At 68.2% G+C, this 17,138-nt stretch carries 16 protein-coding genes; 2 read left to right on the top strand and 14 right to left on the bottom strand.

Annotated features, from left to right (window positions below; all coding sequences use genetic code 11):
* Positions 1–129 precede the first annotated feature (129 nt).
* Complete coding sequence (locus tag ACQPYM_RS10095; RefSeq protein WP_433018278.1) at positions 130–867, bottom strand: CTP synthase C-terminal region-related (seleno)protein; 738 nt, start codon at positions 865–867, stop codon at positions 130–132.
* 76 nt (positions 868–943) lie between these two features.
* Between ACQPYM_RS10095 and ACQPYM_RS10090 the strand changes: the two genes are divergently transcribed.
* Positions 944–1,867, top strand: a complete 924-nt coding sequence (locus ACQPYM_RS10090; RefSeq protein WP_433018275.1) for a LysR family transcriptional regulator — start codon at positions 944–946, stop codon at positions 1,865–1,867.
* 104 nt (positions 1,868–1,971) lie between these two features.
* Entirely contained in the window at positions 1,972–2,670 is a 699-nt protein-coding gene (locus ACQPYM_RS10085; RefSeq protein ID WP_433018272.1) for a hypothetical protein, read from the top strand.
* 36 nt (positions 2,671–2,706) lie between these two features.
* Here ACQPYM_RS10085 and ACQPYM_RS10080 read toward each other — a convergent pair whose 3' ends face one another.
* The 13 genes from ACQPYM_RS10080 to ACQPYM_RS10020 form a co-directional block, all read right to left on the bottom strand.
* Complete coding sequence (locus ACQPYM_RS10080) at positions 2,707–4,203, bottom strand: CoA-acylating methylmalonate-semialdehyde dehydrogenase (RefSeq protein ID WP_433018269.1); 1,497 nt, start codon at positions 4,201–4,203, stop codon at positions 2,707–2,709.
* The gene (locus ACQPYM_RS10075) at positions 4,200–5,081 is read right to left on the bottom strand and encodes a sugar phosphate isomerase/epimerase family protein (protein ID WP_433018266.1); all 882 of its coding nucleotides are present in this window, start codon (positions 5,079–5,081) and stop codon (positions 4,200–4,202) included. Before ACQPYM_RS10075 ends, ACQPYM_RS10080 begins: the two co-directional genes overlap by 4 nt.
* Positions 5,078–6,253, bottom strand: a complete 1,176-nt coding sequence (locus ACQPYM_RS10070; RefSeq protein ID WP_433018263.1) for a Gfo/Idh/MocA family protein — start codon at positions 6,251–6,253, stop codon at positions 5,078–5,080. The genes ACQPYM_RS10075 and ACQPYM_RS10070 overlap by 4 nt, the downstream gene beginning before the upstream one ends.
* A complete protein-coding gene (locus ACQPYM_RS10065; protein ID WP_433018260.1) occupies positions 6,250–7,128 on the bottom strand; it encodes an ATP-binding cassette domain-containing protein in 879 nt (292 codons plus the stop codon). The genes ACQPYM_RS10070 and ACQPYM_RS10065 overlap by 4 nt, the downstream gene beginning before the upstream one ends.
* Complete coding sequence (locus ACQPYM_RS10060) at positions 7,125–8,168, bottom strand: ABC transporter permease (protein WP_433018257.1); 1,044 nt, start codon at positions 8,166–8,168, stop codon at positions 7,125–7,127. Before ACQPYM_RS10060 ends, ACQPYM_RS10065 begins: the two co-directional genes overlap by 4 nt.
* A 10-nt stretch (positions 8,169–8,178) precedes the next feature.
* Positions 8,179–9,174 carry a sugar ABC transporter substrate-binding protein gene (locus tag ACQPYM_RS10055; protein WP_433018254.1) on the bottom strand — a complete coding sequence of 332 codons (996 nt, stop codon included), beginning with the start codon at positions 9,172–9,174 and terminating at the stop codon, positions 8,179–8,181.
* 81 nt (positions 9,175–9,255) lie between these two features.
* Entirely contained in the window at positions 9,256–10,149 is an 894-nt protein-coding gene (locus ACQPYM_RS10050) for a TIM barrel protein (protein ID WP_433018251.1), read from the bottom strand.
* Complete coding sequence (iolD, locus tag ACQPYM_RS10045; protein WP_433018248.1) at positions 10,142–12,061, bottom strand: 3D-(3,5/4)-trihydroxycyclohexane-1,2-dione acylhydrolase (decyclizing); 1,920 nt, start codon at positions 12,059–12,061, stop codon at positions 10,142–10,144. The genes ACQPYM_RS10050 and iolD overlap by 8 nt, the downstream gene beginning before the upstream one ends.
* A 55-nt stretch (positions 12,062–12,116) precedes the next feature.
* Positions 12,117–13,004, bottom strand: coding sequence for a 5-deoxy-glucuronate isomerase (gene iolB, locus ACQPYM_RS10040; protein ID WP_433018245.1), 888 nt, complete (start codon positions 13,002–13,004; stop codon positions 12,117–12,119).
* Positions 13,005–13,184: 180 nt separating this feature from the next.
* Positions 13,185–14,057 (bottom strand): Cgl0159 family (beta/alpha)8-fold protein, encoded by an 873-nt coding sequence (locus tag ACQPYM_RS10035; protein WP_433018242.1) that lies wholly within the window; start codon positions 14,055–14,057, stop codon positions 13,185–13,187.
* A 77-nt stretch (positions 14,058–14,134) separates the two neighbouring features.
* On the bottom strand, positions 14,135–15,076 hold the full coding sequence (gene iolC / locus ACQPYM_RS10030) for a 5-dehydro-2-deoxygluconokinase (protein ID WP_433018239.1): 942 nt from the start codon (positions 15,074–15,076) through the stop codon (positions 14,135–14,137).
* Complete coding sequence (locus tag ACQPYM_RS10025; RefSeq protein ID WP_433018236.1) at positions 15,076–15,957, bottom strand: sugar phosphate isomerase/epimerase family protein; 882 nt, start codon at positions 15,955–15,957, stop codon at positions 15,076–15,078. Before ACQPYM_RS10025 ends, iolC begins: the two co-directional genes overlap by 1 nt.
* Before the next feature lie 163 nt (positions 15,958–16,120).
* A complete protein-coding gene (locus ACQPYM_RS10020) occupies positions 16,121–17,119 on the bottom strand; it encodes a Gfo/Idh/MocA family protein (RefSeq protein ID WP_433018233.1) in 999 nt (332 codons plus the stop codon).
* Positions 17,120–17,138 lie beyond the last annotated feature (19 nt).

The following is a 17,138-nucleotide window of genomic DNA, read 5'->3' as shown; positions in this document are numbered from 1 at the left end:
CTTCGGGGCCGTGTCTACCGGGTGCGGGTCGGCGGGGTCGGGCAAGAAGCAGGAACTGTCAGCGTTGTGGCGCGACTGGTGGGGTGGCCGGTCCTAGCTAACCCGGGTGCTGGCTGGGGCTGGTCCTAGCTAACCCGGGTGCTGGCTGTGGCTGGGCTTGCTGACCCGGGTGCTGGCGTGGGTTGCTGCTGCTTGGGCGAAGGAGCTGATGATTGGGTGGGGGGTTTTGTCGCCGGCTAGTTCTGGTTGGAAGAGGGTGGCCAGGTAGAAGGGGTGGGTGGGGAGTTCGGCGATTCGTGGGTCGCCGGTGTCGTCGAAGGCGCTGAAGAGCAGGCCGTGGTTGCGGAGGAGGTCTAGGCGGCTCGTGTCCAGGCCGTAGGAGCAGTGGTAGCGCTCGATCGATCGTTCGGCACCGATGATCGCCGCGGCGGCAGTACCCGGAACGAACTGGACGGCAGCCTCGTGGCCGACCAGGGAGCAGGCGAGTGGGACTATCAGGAGGTCGTCGGCGTCGGGGCTGGTTTCGGCGTGCTGGACGGCCGTGGCGCCGCAGATGTTGCGGGCGTACTCCAGGAGTGCGTGATGGAAGCCGGCGCAGGTGCCGAGAAACGGTACGCCGTTCTCGCGCGCCCACTGGACCGCAGTGATCGCGCCGGATTCGCTTGCATAAGGACTGCCGGGCAGCAGCCAGATGCCGTCGAAGCCGTCGAGCTCCTCGACCTTGTCAGTGGGAATCCAGTAGACGTCCAGATCCAGCTGCTCGCGGTCGCGCAGCGCGTCGAGCAGGCGCGGCACGCGGGCGTGCGAACGGACCTGTGGCGAACGATCGCCGACCAGCGCGATCCGGGCGGTGTAAGCGGTGGGCATGCCCTCATCGTCGCCTCCGTTCGCCGATCAGCGCCAACGATCATTTCTGCACTGGCGATAAGCGATACTGATCGGCGTGGATCCCCACCTGCTGCGAACCTTTCTCGCGGTCACCGACCTCGGCTCCTTCTCAGCCGCCGCCGACCAGCTCGGCTACACCCAGTCAGCCGTTTCCCAGCACATCGCCGCCCTAGAACACGACCTCGGTACGACGCTCCTCCACCGCCGACCCGTCACCCCCACCCCGGCCGGCGAACGGTTACTCGAACACGCGGCCCCGATCCTGCTCCGCCTGGACGCCGCCCGAGCCGACGTACTGCGAACAGTCGGCGATCCACCCGGCACGCTGATCCTCGGCGCGACTCCCCTGGCCACCTCACCCGCCGCTGCCCTGACCGAGCTCCGCAGAACCAGACCGGCCCTCGACATCACCATCACGGTCACCGGCCGTGAAGCTGTCGCTCACGGAGTCGCCGCCGGCGAGTTCCACCTCGGCCTGATCGACGGAGTCGCCGCACCGAGCGACCCGCTCCGACTCTTCGGCCTCGGCACCCTCCGTACGACGGCGGTCGCCCACGAGCCGCTGGTCGTCACCCTCCCGAACGACCACCCGCTTGCCCGCCGAAGCCGTCTCAGCCTGCACGACCTGGTCGACGCCCGCTGGATCGACTCCCCCGACCTCGGCGCGCCCTTGACCGACCTCCGCGCCGCCACCGAATCCGACGCACTCCGCCCCGCCCTCACCTACCACGGCACCGACACCCTCACCCTCCTGAACCTGGTTGCCGCAGGCCACGGCCTCGCCCTGCTACCCGCCTCGATCACCGCGGCCTCGGTCAGTGCGGCGTCGGTCACCGCGGCCTCGACGATCGCAGGGGCCGGCATCTCGACCGTCCTGATCGACACACCCCGCCTCGTGCACCGCACCGAGCTACTCCACGGCCACATCGAAGAGCCGGCCGCCACCGCCCTCGCCGCAGCCCTCTCAACCATCAACTGAGCCACTCGGCGCCTGAGCCAGACCGTGCGCGGCCACGTTGCAGCTTTGTCCAGAGTTGGTTTCAGGTCACTCTGGGTAGCCGAGTCACGGTTACCTTGGACGCCATGCGGCATCGTCAGGTGATCAGGAAGTTCCGGCGATCGGTCGTCGCCGGCTCGGCGGCGCTCGCGATGGTTGCCGTTGGCATCGTTACGCCGACCGCGGCGTTCGCCAACACCAGCAAGCCGAATGTGGACTCCTTCACGATCAGCAAGTGGCTGGCGTTTCCCGAGTTGATGCTCTGCCTCAAGTACTCGGTTACCGGCACCATGACGTACAAGGCCGTCCGGTACGGACCGATCGAGGGGTACATCGACTATCACCTGGAGAACCTGCAGGTGACAGCCCCCAAGCTGACGGTCACCGCCTATCGCTACGACTCCGCCAGTCACGGCTGCACGCGCAAGTCGACGACCTGGCTGAAGCTTCAGGTGCAGCACGCCTACAAGGGCTACGGCTGCTCGTTCAATCCGAGTATCAGTGTGCAGTTCCCGTTCGCCGTCGGTGTCGGGTTCTGGCCGAGCTGCGGTGAGAAAAAGCTCGGCCAGTGGACGTCCGACTACGGCGCGGCAGGCAACTGGACGCAGTACAACTCGTCGGCCCGGATCCACTTCGCGCAGCAGAGCTGGTATCAGTCGCAGACGAGTCCGCTGCCCAAGCCGAGCTGCTACGGCGTGATGGTCCGGTACCACGTGTACGTCCGCGGGATCGACGACACGAAGGACACCGGTCAGTTCGCGATCTGCCCGACTCCTGAGTGGTGACTCCACTGGGGTAGCCACCACTCAGGGGTGTCGGGGTCAGTCGTGGGTGGGGAAGCCGAGGTTGAGGCCGCCGTGGGACGGGTCGAGCCAGCGTGAGGTGATGACCTTGCCCCGGGTGAAGAAGTGCACGCCCTCGGTACCGTGCGCGTGGCTGTCACCGAACAGCGAGTTCTTCCAGCCGCCGAACGAGTAGTACGCCATCGGGACCGGGATCGGCACGTTGACGCCGACCATGCCGACTTCCACCTCGGTCTGGTAGCGCCGGGCGGCCCCACCGTCGTTGGTGAAGATCGCGGTGCCGTTGCCGTACGGGTTCGAGTTCACCAGTTCCAGCGCGGCGTCGTACGACGGGACGCGGACGACCGAGAGCACCGGGCCGAAGATCTCGTCGGTGTAGATCGACATCTCCGGGGTGACCTTGTCGAACAGCGTCGGGCCGAGCCAGAAGCCGTCGTCGCCACCGTCGAAGGGACCCTCGCGACCGTCGACGGCCAGCTCCGCGCCGGCCTCGACCCCGGCTTCGACGTACCCGACGACCTTGTCGCGGTGCGGTCCGGTGACGAGTGGGCCCATGTCGCAGCCGCGGGTGCCGTCACCGGTCTTCAGGGTCGCCATCCGCTCGCGGATCTTGGCGATCAGGTCGTCCGCGACCGGCTCGACCGCGACCAGCGCGGAGATCGCCATGCAGCGCTCACCGGCGGAACCGAAGCCCGCGTTCACCGCGGCGTCGGCGGCCAGGTCGAGATCGGCGTCGGGCAGCACGACCATGTGGTTCTTGGCGCCGCCGAGAGCCTGCACCCGCTTGCCGTTGCGCGTGCCGGTCTCGTAGACGTAGCGCGCGATCGGCGTGGAGCCGACGAACGAGACGGCCTTCACGTCGGGGTGCTCGAGCAGCCGGTCGACGGCTTCCTTGTCACCGTGCACGACGTTCATCACGCCGTCGGGCAGCCCGGCCTCCTTCCACAGCGCGGCGACCGCGTTCACCGCGGACGGGTCCTTCTCGGACGGCTTGATCACCACGCTGTTGCCGCAGGCAACCGCGATCGGCACGAACCAGAGCGGCACCATCGCGGGGAAGTTGAACGGCGAGATCACCGCGACCACACCGAGCGACTGACGGATCGAGTACACGTCGACGTTGGTCGAGACGTTCTCGCTGAAACCGCCCTTCAGCAGGTGCGGGATGCCGCAGGCGAACTCGACCACCTCGAGACCGCGAGTGACCTCGCCGAGGGCGTCCGAGAGCACCTTGCCGTGCTCGGCGGTGATCAGTGCGGCGATCTCCTCCTTGCGCTCGTTCAGGAGCTCGCGGAAGGCGAACAGCACCTGCGCGCGCTTGGTGAGCGAGATCCGGCCCCAGGCCTTCGAGGCGTCGTGGGCGATCTTCACCACCTCGTCGACGGTGGCTGCCGAGGCCAGGTCGAGCTCGCCGGTCACCTCCCCGGTGGCCGGGTTGTAGACCTTGCTGGTGCGTTCGGAGACTCCGGTCCACGGGGTCCCGCCGATCAGGTGGGTGATTCGCTCAGTGCTCACAGCTGCATCCCTTGCTTCATCAGTCGTGCGTCATCAATAAGGCCGGTGATCTTCTCCCGCATGAACGTGCTCGACTCCCGGGCGCGTTCCTCCCAGGCGAAGACGCAGGCGGTGATGGTGCCGTCGAAACCGGCCGCGGCCAGGCTCGCGAACAGCTCGTCGAAGTCGACCTCGCCCTGGCCGATGTCCAGGTGCTGGTGCACCCGGACGGTCGAGCCGGGCGGGTTGACGATGTAGCGCAACCCGGACGACCCGGTGTGGTCGAACGAGTCGGCGATGTGCACGTTGGTCAGCAGGTCCCCGGCGTACTCGATGATGCCGGGGGCGTCGTTGCCCATGTGGAAGGTGTGCGGCGCGCAGTACAGGAAGCTGACCAGCGGGCTGTTGATACCGCGGATCAGGTCGATCGCGGCCTTGCCGTCCTCTTCGAAGTCGTCCGGGTGCGGTTCGAGGACCAGCCGGATGCCTTCGCGCTCGAACACCGGCAGCAGCTCCTCGAGCGACCGCCAGAACTGCGCCTCGCTCCGGGACGCCTGCTCGGGACGGCCGTTGAACTCGGAGTTCATCACGTCCACACCGAGCTGGGCGGTGATCCGGATCGCGCGCTTCCAGTACCGGACCGCCGCCTGCCGGTCGTCCTCGTCGGGTCCGGACCACTTGTAGAGCGGCAGCACCGACGAGACCCCGACCCCTGCGGCCGCCAACTGCTTCCGGAACGCCGCCACGCCCGCGTCGTCCACCCGCGGGTGGTCGAAGAAGGGCAGGAAGTCGCTCCGCGGTGACAGTTCGAGCCACTCGTAGCCGAGGTCGGCGACGAGGCCGGGCAGCTCCAGCAGCGGAACGTCCCGGAACATGTAGGGGTCGAGGCTGAGTTTCACCCGAACACCTCGCTGCGACTGACCATGTCGACCTCCACCGGACGGCCTTCCTGGAGCGACTGCACGCCGGCCGTGCAGACCGCGGCGGCGGCGTACCCGTCCCAGGCCGTCGGCCCGTCGATCCCGCCGTTGGCCGCGGCGTTCACCCAGCGCTGGACCTCGATGTCGTACGCCGTGCCGAAGCGGACCCGGAAGTCGTCCGGCACCGCACCACCCCAGTGTCCGGCCTGCCTGGTCAGCACGTCGACCCCGAGACCGATGGTCGCGCTGCCCTTCTCGGCGACCGCCTCGCAGCGCACCTCGTAACCGACCTGGAAGTTCACGAACACCTCGACGTCGGCGATCGCGCCCCCGGCCATCTCGAACACGGCCAGCTGCGGATCGAGCACCCCCTCGCCGACCAGGCTGGTCGGCTTCGGGGCGTGCACGGTGATCCGGGCGATCTCGTCGTCGAACAGCCAGCGCGCCACATCGACCTCGTGCACCAGGGAATCGCGCACGATCATCTCGCTGCGGAACGACGCCGCGACCGTCTTGTTGCGGTGCACGTTGTGCAGCAGCAGCGTCCGCCCGAGCTCCCCCGAATCCAGCAACTGCTTCAGCCGCGCGTACTCCGGGTCGAAGCGGCGCATGAACCCGACCTGGATCAACGACCGGCCGGTCTTGTGCTCCGCCTCGACCACTCGCAACGACGACTCGGCATCCATCGTCAACGGCTTCTCACACAGCACCGGCTTACCGTGCTCCAGACAAGCCATCAACTGCTCCCCATGCGCAAACCCCGGCGAAGCGATGATGACGGCGTCCACCTCGTCGTCAGCGACAAGCGCCAGCGGATCCCCGATCACCCGGATGCCGCCCACCGCCACGAGCCTGTCCGACCCGGCACCTTCCGCCGACCCAGCAACTCCAGCCAGCCCCGCAGCATCCGCCGCCCCAGCAACTCCAGCCAGCCCCGCGGCTCCCGCCGGCCCGGCGACTCCGGCCGGTGCTCCGCGACGTCCCCGCCCCGCGGGTTCGCTCAGGGACGCGGCCAACGCCTCGGCTCTCGCGGTGTCCGGGTCGGAGACCGCGACCAGGCGGGCGCCCGAGATCTGCCGGGCGACCCGCTCGGCATGGTCGGCGCCCATCAGTCCGACGCCGATGATGCCGATCCTGAGGTCCTGGGTCATGGGTTCTCCAGTGGGGATTCGATCTTGACCGGCCCCTCGGCCGGCCGGACCACCACGGTCTCCACGTCGATACCGCGCAACTCGTGGCTGAGCGCCTCCAGTTCGGAACCGCCGGCCATCTCGTTGGTCAGCTGCTCCAGCGTGATGTCGGCCCGGTGCGTGTCGAGCGCGACCCGGCCCAGCTTGAGCACGACGAAGTGGTTGCCGACCAGGTACGCGTGGTGCGGGTTGTGGGTGATGAAGACGACGCCCAGGCCGGCGTCACGCGCCTTCACGATGTACTTCAGCACCACCCCGGACTGCTTGACGCCGAGCGCGGCGGTCGGCTCGTCCAGGATCAGCACCTTGGCACCGAAGTAGATCGCCCGGGCGATCGCGATGCACTGGCGCTGACCGCCGGACAGCATCCCGACCGGCTGTTCCAGGTTGGGGATCGAGATCCCCATCTTGGTCAGTTCCTCCTGGGCGATCCGCTTCATCCCGGCGATGTCGAGCTGCCCGAACCGGCGGGTCAGCTCATTGCCGAGGAAGAAGTTCCGCCAGACCGACATCAGCGGCGCCAGCGCGAGATCCTGGTAGACGGTGGCGATCCCGCTGTCCAGCGACTCCCGGGGCGAGCTGAACCGGCGCTCCTCCCCGTTCACCGACAAGATGCCGTCGGTGTGCTCGTGCAGACCGGCGATGATCTTGATCAGCGTCGACTTGCCGGCGCCGTTGTCACCCAGCACGCAGGTGATCTCGCCCTGCCGGACCGCCAGCGAGACACCCCGCAACGCGTGCACGTTGCCGTAGCTCTTGCCGACGTCCTCCAGGTGGACGACCGGCGTGGTCGGGCTGCTGCTCGCCTCTTGCGCGAAGCTCTCGGTGGTGCTCATCTCAGGTCCGCCCTCTTCTTGACGACCAGGTTGACGATGGTTGCCAGCAGCAACATCACGCCCAGGAACGCCTTGAACCAGTCCGCGTTCCAGCCGGCGTACACGACCCCCAGCTGGGTCATGCCGAAGATCAGCGCGCCGACCGCCGAGCCGACCACCGAGCCGTAGCCACCGGTCAGCAGGCAGCCGCCGACCACCGCGGCGATGATGTAGATGAACTCCTTGCCGACGCCCTCACCGGACTGCACGCTGTTCTGGTTGAAGAGCAGGTGCATCCCGGAGAACCAGCCGAAGAAGCCGACCATCATGAACAGGCCGATCTTCACCTTCTTGACCGGTACGCCGACCGCCCGGGCCGCGGCCGCGTCGCCGCCGACGGCGAAGATCCAGTTGCCGATCTTCGTCTTGAGCAGCACCCAGGTGGCGGCCAGCACGAACAGGATCCACCAGACCACCAGGATCTTGACCGTCAGCGGCCCGATGTTGAACTCCGAGGCGAACACCTTCCGCCCCGACTCGAACCCGTCCATGTCGCTGATCGAGCTGGACGAGACGGTGCCGGACAGCACCCGGGTGACGCCCAGGTTGAGCCCCTGCAGGATGAAGAAGGTGCCGAGCGTCACCAGGAAGCTCGGCAGCCCGGTCCGCATCAACAGCCAGCCGTTGAACGCGCCGACCGCGAGCATCACCAGCAGGGAGACCAGGACGCCGACCCAGACGTTGGTACTGAACTGGTAGGCGAACAGGCCACCGGTCAGGCCGGCGGTCGTGACCGCGACGCCGGCCGAAAGGTCGAACTCACCGCCGATCATCAGCAGTGCGACCGGAACCGCCATCACGCCGATCAGCGCGGCGTTGTAGACGATCGTGCCGGTGGCACTGATGTCCCGGAAGGTCGGCGCGGTGATCAGGAAGAACACCAGCACGACCACGGCACCGACCAGCGACCCCACCTCGGGCCGGCTCAGCAGCCGCACGCCCAGCGAACGTTTGGAGACGCGGTCGTCGAGGGCCGACGGCGCCGTCAGTGTGGAAGCCATGGCGGGACCCTCAGCGCGTTCCGTTGGCGGCGAACTTCTCCACCGCGGCGACGTTGTTCTTGTCGATGAACGCCGGACCGGTCAGCGTTGCCTGCCCACCGCCGATCGTGTTGCCGTTCGTCTTGTAGAGCCACAGGCTGTCGACGGCGAGGTAGCCCTGCAGGTACGGCTGCTGGTCGACGGCCCACTGCACGCTGCCGTCCTTGATCGCGCCGACGAGCTCCTTGTTCGTGTCGAAGGTGCCCACCTTGGCGCTCGAGCTCGCGTCCTTGACCGACTTCACCGCGGCCAGCGCGAACGGCGCGCCCAGCGTGACGATGTAGTCGATGCTCTTGTCCTGCTGCAGCTTCGAGGTCATCGTCGTCTGGCTGCCGGGCATGTCGGTGCCGGTGATGTAGATGTTCTCGACCGCCGGGAACTTGTCCTTGACGCCCTGGCAGCGAGCCTCCAGACCGACGTGACCCTGCTCCTGGATCACGCAGACCGCCTTCTTCGCGCCCAGCTCGGCGAGCTTGGCACCGGCCGCCTGGCCCGCGATCCGCTCGTCCTGACCGAAGTACCCAAGCGCGCCCGCCTGCTTCCACGCCTCGATGCCGCCGTTCAGTGCGACCACCGGGATCCCGCCGTCGGCCGCCTTCTTCACGTTCGCCTGCATCGCGTCCGGCTTGGCCAGGGTGACGGCGATACCGTCCACCTTGCCGTCGATCGCGCTCTGCACCAGGTTGGCCTGGTCGGCGCCCTCGGGCGCACCGGAGTACTGGAGCTCGACGTTGTCCTTCGCGGCCGCCGCCTCGGCGCCCTTGCGGACCAGGTCCCAGAACGTGTCGCCCTGCTTGGCATGGGTGATGAAGGCAATCTTCATCCGCGGCGTGTTCGCCACGTTGCCGCTCGAGCCGCTCGCCTTCTCCTCCTCCTGCTTGCCGCCGGAGGAACTACAGGCACCCAGCGCCGCGACGAGCACGAGCGCCGCCCCCGTGGCCACCGCCTTCTTCTGCCACCGAACCATGACTACCAACCAGCCTTTCAGACGTTCCGCGGTAACGCCGCGGCGTGTGGGTGTGACCAGAGAGCTTTACTCTGCTGGTCGTCAAACGGATACACCACCCCCGTGGGTCCGCAAGTAGGCCAGGGTGCGCTCCGCGATCGGCAGCGGTACGTCGGGCGGACACGGGTACATGTCCTGCTCGACGATCGCGAACAGATCAGCGTCCAGGCCGGAGAGCGCTTGCAGCAGCGGGGGCAGCTCGGGAACACCCAGCGGGGGCTCGCACATCACACCGCGCCGGACCGCCTCGTCGAACCCGACGCCGTCCGCCTCGACCTGCGCGAGCACCGCGGGGTCGACCTGCTTGAGGTGCACATACCCGATGCGTTCGGGGTACTTCCGGATGAGCTCCAGGTTGTCACCGCCGCAGTAGCTGATGTGGCCGGTGTCCAGGCAGAGGTTGACGTACTCCGCATCGGTCTCGGCGAGGAAGCGCTCGACGGTCTCCTGGTTGTCCACATGCCCGTCCGCGTGCGGATGGAACTGCGTCTTCAACCCGTACTCCGCGGCGATCCGCCGGCCCAACTCCGTGACCTGCTGCCCGTGCCGCGCCTGTCCTTCGTGGTCCAGCCGTGGCTCGACGATCTCACCGTTCGCACCGCGCCACATCGACGGGATGACGACCAGATGCCGGGCACCCATCGCCGCGGCCAGCTCGGCGGCGGCCGAGACATCGCGCCAGGTGGAATCCCACGAGTCCGGCCGGTGCAGGCCTTCGAAGATCGTGCCGGCCGTCACCTCGAGGCCGCGCTTGTCCAACTCCTCCTTGAGGCGCGCAGGGTCGGTCGGCAGGTAGCCGTACGGACCGAGCTCGATCCGCCGGTACCCGGCTGCGGCGACCTCGTCGAGGAACCGCTCCCACGGTGTCTGCTGATCGTCGTTCGCGAACCAGACGCCCCAGGAGTCGGGCGCACTTCCGACGGTGACCCTACCCACGGCTGTCTCCTTCGACTGGGGCCAGGTACGGCCGCTGTGCCTTCTTGGATTCCTCGTACGCCGCCGAGGCGGCCCGCGTCGAGTCCAGGTCGGACACCTGGCTGACCGGCACGTCCCACCACGACTCGCTGCTCGGTGCGCCGATCAACGGATCGGTTCTCACGTGGATCGCGATCGGCCCATCGGCTGCCTTCGCAGTACCGATCGCCTTCTCCAGCTCGGCGCGGCTGTTCACGTCAAGCACCTCGACGCCCAGGCTGCGCACGTTGGCGGCCAGGTCGACGGGGAGGTAGTCGCCGTCCAGCCGGCCATCACCGCCGCGCCGCCGGTACGCCGTACCGAATCGTTGTGAGCCAAGGGATTCGGACAGGGCGCCGATCGAGGCGAAGCCGTGGTTCTGCACCAGGACGACGATGATCTTCAGGTTCTCCTGGACGGCGGTGACCAGTTCGCTCGACATCATCAGGTACGACCCGTCGCCGACCAGGACGAAGACATCGCGCTCGGGGGCGCCGAGGCGAACCCCCAGGCCGCCGGCGATCTCGTAACCCATGCAGGAGTAGCCATATTCGACGTGGTATCCCTTCGGGTCGCGGGTCCGCCAGAGTTTGTGCAGGTCGCCCGGCATCGAACCGGCCGCACACACCACCACATCAGACGGCGCCGACAATTCGTTGACGGCACCCAGCACCTCGCCTTGGGTGAGCAGGCCTTCGGCCAGTCGCCCGGTCACCTCTGTGGACGGGTTGTACGTGTTGTCCACAATCGCGTCCCACTGGGTTGCGAGCTCGGCGGTCAGTGTTCTGTACTGGTCCCGCACAGACCACTCACCGAGCGCGGAAGCCAAGGAAACAAGGGCTTCCCGGGCATCGGCAACGACAGGGAGACCAGCATGCTTGCCACCGTCGAACCGCGCCACGTTGATGTTGACGAACCGCACGTCCGGGTTCTGGAAGGCCGTCCGCGAGGCGGTGGTGAAGTCGGCGAAGCGGGTGCCGACACCGATCACCAGGTCGGCCTCGCGGGCCAGCGCGTTCGCGGCCGTCGTGCCCGTGGACCCGACCGCGCCGACCGACTGCGGGTGGTCGTAGCGCAGAGATCCCTTGCCTGCTTGGCTTTCCGCCACCGGGATGCCGGTCTGCTCGGCGAACTCACGCAACGCGTCCTGCGCGCGGGAGTAGGCGACGCCGCCACCGGCGACGATCAGCGGACGCTGCGAAGACCGGATCAGCGCCGCGGCCTTTTCGACCATAGATGCCTCAGGCAACGGACGCGCGATGTACCAGGTGCGCTCGGCGAACAGTTCCTCGGGCCAGTCGAACGCCTCGGCCTGCACGTCCTGCGGCAGGGCGATCGTGACCGCACCCGTCTCCACCGGGTCGGTCAGCACGCGCATCGCGTTCAGCAGCGCCGACGGCAGTTGCTCCGGGCGCCAGACCCGGTCGAAGTACTTCGAGACCGGGCGGAAGGCGTCGTTCACGGATACGTCGCCGGCGGCGGTGCTCTCCAGTTCCTGCAACACGGGTGTCGCGACCCGGGTGCTGAACACGTCCGACGGAAGGAGGAGAACTGGTAGCCGGTTGACCGTGGCCAACGCCGCGCCGGTGATCATGTTGGTGGAGCCAGGGCCGATGCTCGCCGTGCAGGCATAGGTTTGCAGGCGGTCGCGGGTCCGGGCGAACGCGGCGGCGCTGTGCACCATGGCCTGCTCGTTGCGGGCGAGGATGTATGGCAGCGCCTCGGGATCGTCGAGTTCCGACTGCAGCAACGCCTGGCCGAGACCGGCCACATTGCCGTGCCCGAAGATGCCGAAACAGCCCGCGAACAGCTTCTGCCGCTGCCCGTCGCGCTCCGAGTACTGGACGCCCAGGAATCGCACCAGCGCCTGCGCGACCGTGAGACGCACCGTCATAGTTCTCCTCCGCAACCCGTCGTCATCACTTCACTCGTCCTGAAACCAGCAGCCATCAGCGCGCTCCGAAGGGGAGGCGGGGGTCGATCTTTTCGGTCTTCCACAGTTCGCGGACCCAGCCGTGCTGGGGGTCGTCGCTGATCAGCCACTCGCGTTCGGTGCCGGGGCCGGCCATCACGTTCAGGTAGTACATGTCATAACCAGGAGGCGCCATCGCCGGACCATGCCAACCATGAGGTACCAGCACCAGATCCCCACCGCGGACTTCGGCCAGTACGTCGATGGGACGGTCGTCGGTGCCGTAGACCCGCTGGTAACCGATCGGGTCGTTGCCCTTGACAACCTCAGGGGCGGCGTCGGAGAGCTGGAGCTCGAAGTAGTAGATCTCCTCGAGCTCACTCTCCTTGCCAGGCTTGTGCTCGTCGTGCTTGTGCGGCGGGTACGACGACCAGTTCCCGGCCGGGGTGAGCACCTCGCACGCGATGATCGAGTCGGCCTCGAGCACCGCCGGCGTGCCGAAGTTGCGCACCTGCCGGGAGGCGACACCCGCGCCCCGGAGTTCGGTCTCGACCTGCTCGACGCCGATCCGTCGGAACGGATAGTCCGAGGCAGCCCGGGCGTGCGGGAAGGCGATCCGCGCCCCACCCGCGCTGACCACCGCCATCCTGGTGCCCCGCGGCACATAGGCGAGGTCGGTCGGACCGGCGAACACGTCCGCACGACCGGCGAGCGGCACGGTCTCGCCGCTGACGATGACCTCAGCCGATCCGGACAAGGGCAAGACGAGCCACTCGCACTCCCCTGTCTCGATCTCAACGGACTGTCCCGCCTGCAGCGTCGCGACGTACAGGCCGGTGTGCTCCCAGCCCTCCTCCCCCGGGCTGACCATCACATCGAACCCGGCGCGCGCCGTGGAACCGGCGGGCCTGAACCATTCAGTCATGCGGCGCCTCCGTGGACGGTCGAGGCCGTGTGCGGTTGCCGGGCGGGCACCGCCGCGGCGGTGAGAGCCGGATGAGGGTGGAAGGCGATCATGCGGCGCCTCCGTGGACGGTCGAGGCCGTGTGCGGTTGGTGGGAGGGCACCGCGGCGGCGGTGGGTGCCGGATGAGGGTGGGTGGTGGTCATGCGGCGCCTCCGTGGACGAGGGTGGCGGCTTGGTCGACGGCGGCGGCGACATCGCCGTCGGGTGGGAAGAGGAGAGCCCGGCCGACGACCAGACCGCGGACCGAGGGAAGGCTCAACGCCTTGCCCCAGGACGCGTACGTCTCTTCCGGGGCCACGGTCGGGTCGCCGCCCAGCAGCAAGGTCGGCAAAGTCGTTGCCTCCATCACCCGATCCAGGTCGTCGACGACCGGCAGTTTGAGCCAGGTGTACGCGCTGGTGGCGCCGAGACCGGAGGCGATGTGCACCGACTTGATCACCGAGTCGGGGTCGAGCAGGTTCGTCACCCGGCCGTCGCGGCGGACCGACCAGAACGGTTCGACCATCGCCATCAGCTTGCGTTCGGCCAGTTCCGTCACCGCCCGGGCGCTGCTCTCCAGCGTCGCCGCGGTACCGGCGTCCTCCAGGCAGATCCGGGTCAGCATCTTGCCGCCGTCCAGCCTGCGCGCGGCGATGTCATCCGCCGTACCGTAAGCCGTGAACCGGTCGTCCAGCTCGAACGACGCGCCCTGCAGCCCGCCACGGTTCATCGACCCGATGACGACCTTGCCTTCGAGCGCGCCCAGCAGCAGCAGGTCTTCGAGAACGTCGGGAGTCGCCAGCACACCGTCGACGCCCGGCCGACGCAGCGCAGTACAGAGCCGGTCGATCAGCCCCGGCCGGCTCGCCATCGCGAACTGGTCGCCCCGGACGCCGAGTGCGCCCCGCGCGGGGTGGTCGGCCGCAACGATCAGCAGCCGGCCATCGTCACCCACCAACTCGCGGCGGCGCCGCTGCTGCCAAGCCTCGGCGATCCGCTCAGGATGCCGAACCCGGATCTCCGTCAGATTCACGTCACTCCCCAGCCCACCCGCTGCATCCACAGAAGGTTTGCCAGGTCTGGCTTCCGGGAGGTTGCTCGCGGTCGGACTCATGCGGAATCACCCAGCAAGGTGAGGACCTCTGATTCGGTGGGCATGGCGGTGGAGCACTCCAGGCGGGAGGCGACGATGGCGCCGGCGATGTTCGCGAACCGGATCACCTTCTCGAGCGGCCAGCCGGCCAGCAGGCCGTGGCACAGCGCGCCACCGAAGCCGTCGCCGGCACCCAGGCCGTTGACCACCTCGACCGGGAACGGCGGCACCTCGACCCGCTCGTCGCGGGTCCGGGCCAGCGTCCCCTTCGGCCCCTGCTTCACGACCGCCAGGTCGAGCCCGCGGTCGAGCAGCGCCTGGGCTGCCTTGTCGGGGTCGGTCTCACCGACCGCCACCTCGCACTCTTCACGGTTGCCCACGGCAACCGTGCAGTGCTGCAGCGCGCGGTTCACCTGCTCGTGCGCCTCGCTCGGGTCCGCCCAGAACATCGGCCGGTAGTCCAGGTCGAGCACGGTCAACGGCCGCCGTTTGCGCGCCTCCCAGGCGGTGAAGTGCGCAGTCCGGCTCGGCTCGGCCGACAACCCGGTCACGGTCGACCAGTAGATCGACGCGTCCTTGATCGCCTCCAGATCCAGCTCGGACGGGTTGATCACCAGATCGGGCGCCTTCGGGAACCGGTAGAAGTACAGCGGGAAGTTGTCCGGGGGGAAGATCTCGCAGAACGTGATCGGCGTCGGCAGCCCCTCCACCGGCGTCACGAACCGGTCGTCGACGCCGAGCTCCAGCAGCGTCCGGTGGATGAAGGTGCCGAACGGGTCGTTGCCGGTCCGGCTGATCACCGCCGACTTCCGCCCGTGCTTCGCGGCCGCGACGGCGACATTGGTCGCGCTGCCGCCGAGGAACTTGCCGAAGCTCTCGACATCCTCCAGCTTCGTGCCAGTCTGCAGCGGGTACAGGTCGACCCCGATCCGCCCGATGGTCAGTACGTCGTCGGCCATCAGACCGCCTCGGCGATCCGGCGCAGGTGCTCGATACTCGCCCGGACGTCGGCCAGCGGCCCGTCATCCGACGGCCGCTCCACCAGGATCGTGTCCTGCTCGAGCACGTACCACCCGTCGTACCCCGACTTCTCCAAGGCCGACACGATGGTGGTCAGGTCGATGTCGCCACCACCCAGAGGCCGATACATCCCAGCCCGTACTGCGTCCGTGTAGCTCACCTCACCAGATTGCACCTTCGCCGCCCAAGCAGCGTCGACATCCTTCAAGTGCGTGTGCAGGATCCGCGAGGTGTGCTCCAGCGCGAGTGCGACCGGGTCGACCCCACCGATCAGCAGATGTCCGGTGTCGAGCGTGAGCCCGATCGTCGAGCCCTGCAGGACCCGGTCGACGTCCTCCGCGTTCTCGATCATCGTGCCGACATGCGGGTGCAGCGTTGCGGTGATGCCCTGCTTCGCGGCCAGCGCGGCCAGCGAATCGAGGTTGGCCAGCAACGTGTTCCAGCCGACCGAGTCGAGCACCGGGCGACCGTCGTACCCGTCCTGTCCGGTCGCCGCGGCAAGCACCAGCGTGCTCGCACCGGCAGCGACGAAGCCCTCCAACGCGCGAGCAACCTCAGCAGAGGGGTCGTGCGAAGGATCATGCAGTACTACGGGCACGAACCCGCCGACCGCCCGCAACCCGAGATCCGCGAGCGCCTTCGCCTTCTCGGCCGGGTCGTCCGGCAGGAACCCGTCCGGCCCGAACTCGGTCGCGGCGATCCCCACCTCACGCATCTGCGCCAGCACCGTGGCCGGGTCGTACTGCCACCCCCAGCCCGGGACCTCGCAGACACCCCAGGAGATGGGCGCTCCGGCGATCCTGGCAGCGATCTCGGTCATGCGCCGATCTCCTTAGGTGTCGTCTCATGGCGTGGTTCGAGTGCTGGCGGTGTCCAGGTGCGTGCATCGCAAGCCGGGGAAGTGGTCTCGATGCGGGGTTCATCGTGGCTGCTTCCCCGGCGCCGCGAGGTGCGTGCCTGGGCGCCGCCAGTGCCGAAGCACGTCATGAGTCGGCGCCTAATGCAACAACTCGGTTCTGGTGGCGGGACAGTTCGCAGGCGTCGGCGATGCGGAAGGCCTGGAGGGCGTCGCGGACTATGCAAGGCACCTCGCGGGTGCCGGCGACGACCTCGGTGAAGGCGGTCAGTTCGGCGACATAGGCCGGACGGAAGCGGTCCATGAACGTGGCGTGTGCCTGCCCGCCCGGGAAGGTGACGCCGGGCTCGGCCGAGCGCAGGGCGGTGTGTTCGTCCAGCCCGATCGCGATCGAGCCGAGCGAGCCGAGGATCTCCATCCGCACGTCGTGGCCGGCCGCGTTGTAGCGGGTGCCGCTGACCGAGACGAACGTGTTGTCGTCCAGTGTCAGCAGAGCCGCGGCGGCGTCGACATCGCCGTACTCGCCGAAGAAGGGCTCGCCGCGGTTCGCGCCGGTGGCATAGACGCTGACCACCTCGCGACCGGTGACGAACCGGATGATGTCGAAGTCGTGCACCGTGCAGTCGCGGAAGAAGCCGCCACTGGTCGGGATGTACTCCTGCGGCGGCGGGAAGGCATCGTTGGTGTTCGCCCGGATGTGGTGGATGAAACCGAGCCCGCCACTGGCGACCTGCTCCCGCGCCGTACGGTAGCCGGCGTCGAAGCGGCGCTGGAAGCCGATGTGCACCGGCACGTCCGAGGCCTCGACCAGCGCCACGATCCGCTCGGTGTCGCCCAGATCGGTCGCGACCGGCTTCTCGCAGAAGGTCGTGATCCCGGCGGCGACGGCCTTCTCGATCAGCTCGGCGTGTGCGGAAGTGGCTGCGGCGATGACCAAGCCGTCCAGTCCGCTGGTCAGCAAGGCGTCGACATCGGGCGCGAACTCGAGCCCGAGATCCTTGGCGACCAACTCCGCCCGGCTGGCGTCGACATCCGTCACGACGACCTGCTCCACCGCCGCCAGGCTCTTCAGCGTCGCGGCGTGGAACGCCCCGATCCGCCCGGTCCCGGCCAACCCGATTCGCATCCTGTGTGCCCTCTCGTCA

Origin of the sequence: Kribbella sp. CA-294648 (genome assembly GCF_050943845.1) — a bacterium.
Lineage (GTDB): Bacteria > Actinomycetota > Actinomycetes > Propionibacteriales > Kribbellaceae > Kribbella.
The sequence above is the reverse complement of the archived record's forward strand: the minus strand, read 5'-3'. Positions and strand labels throughout refer to the sequence as shown.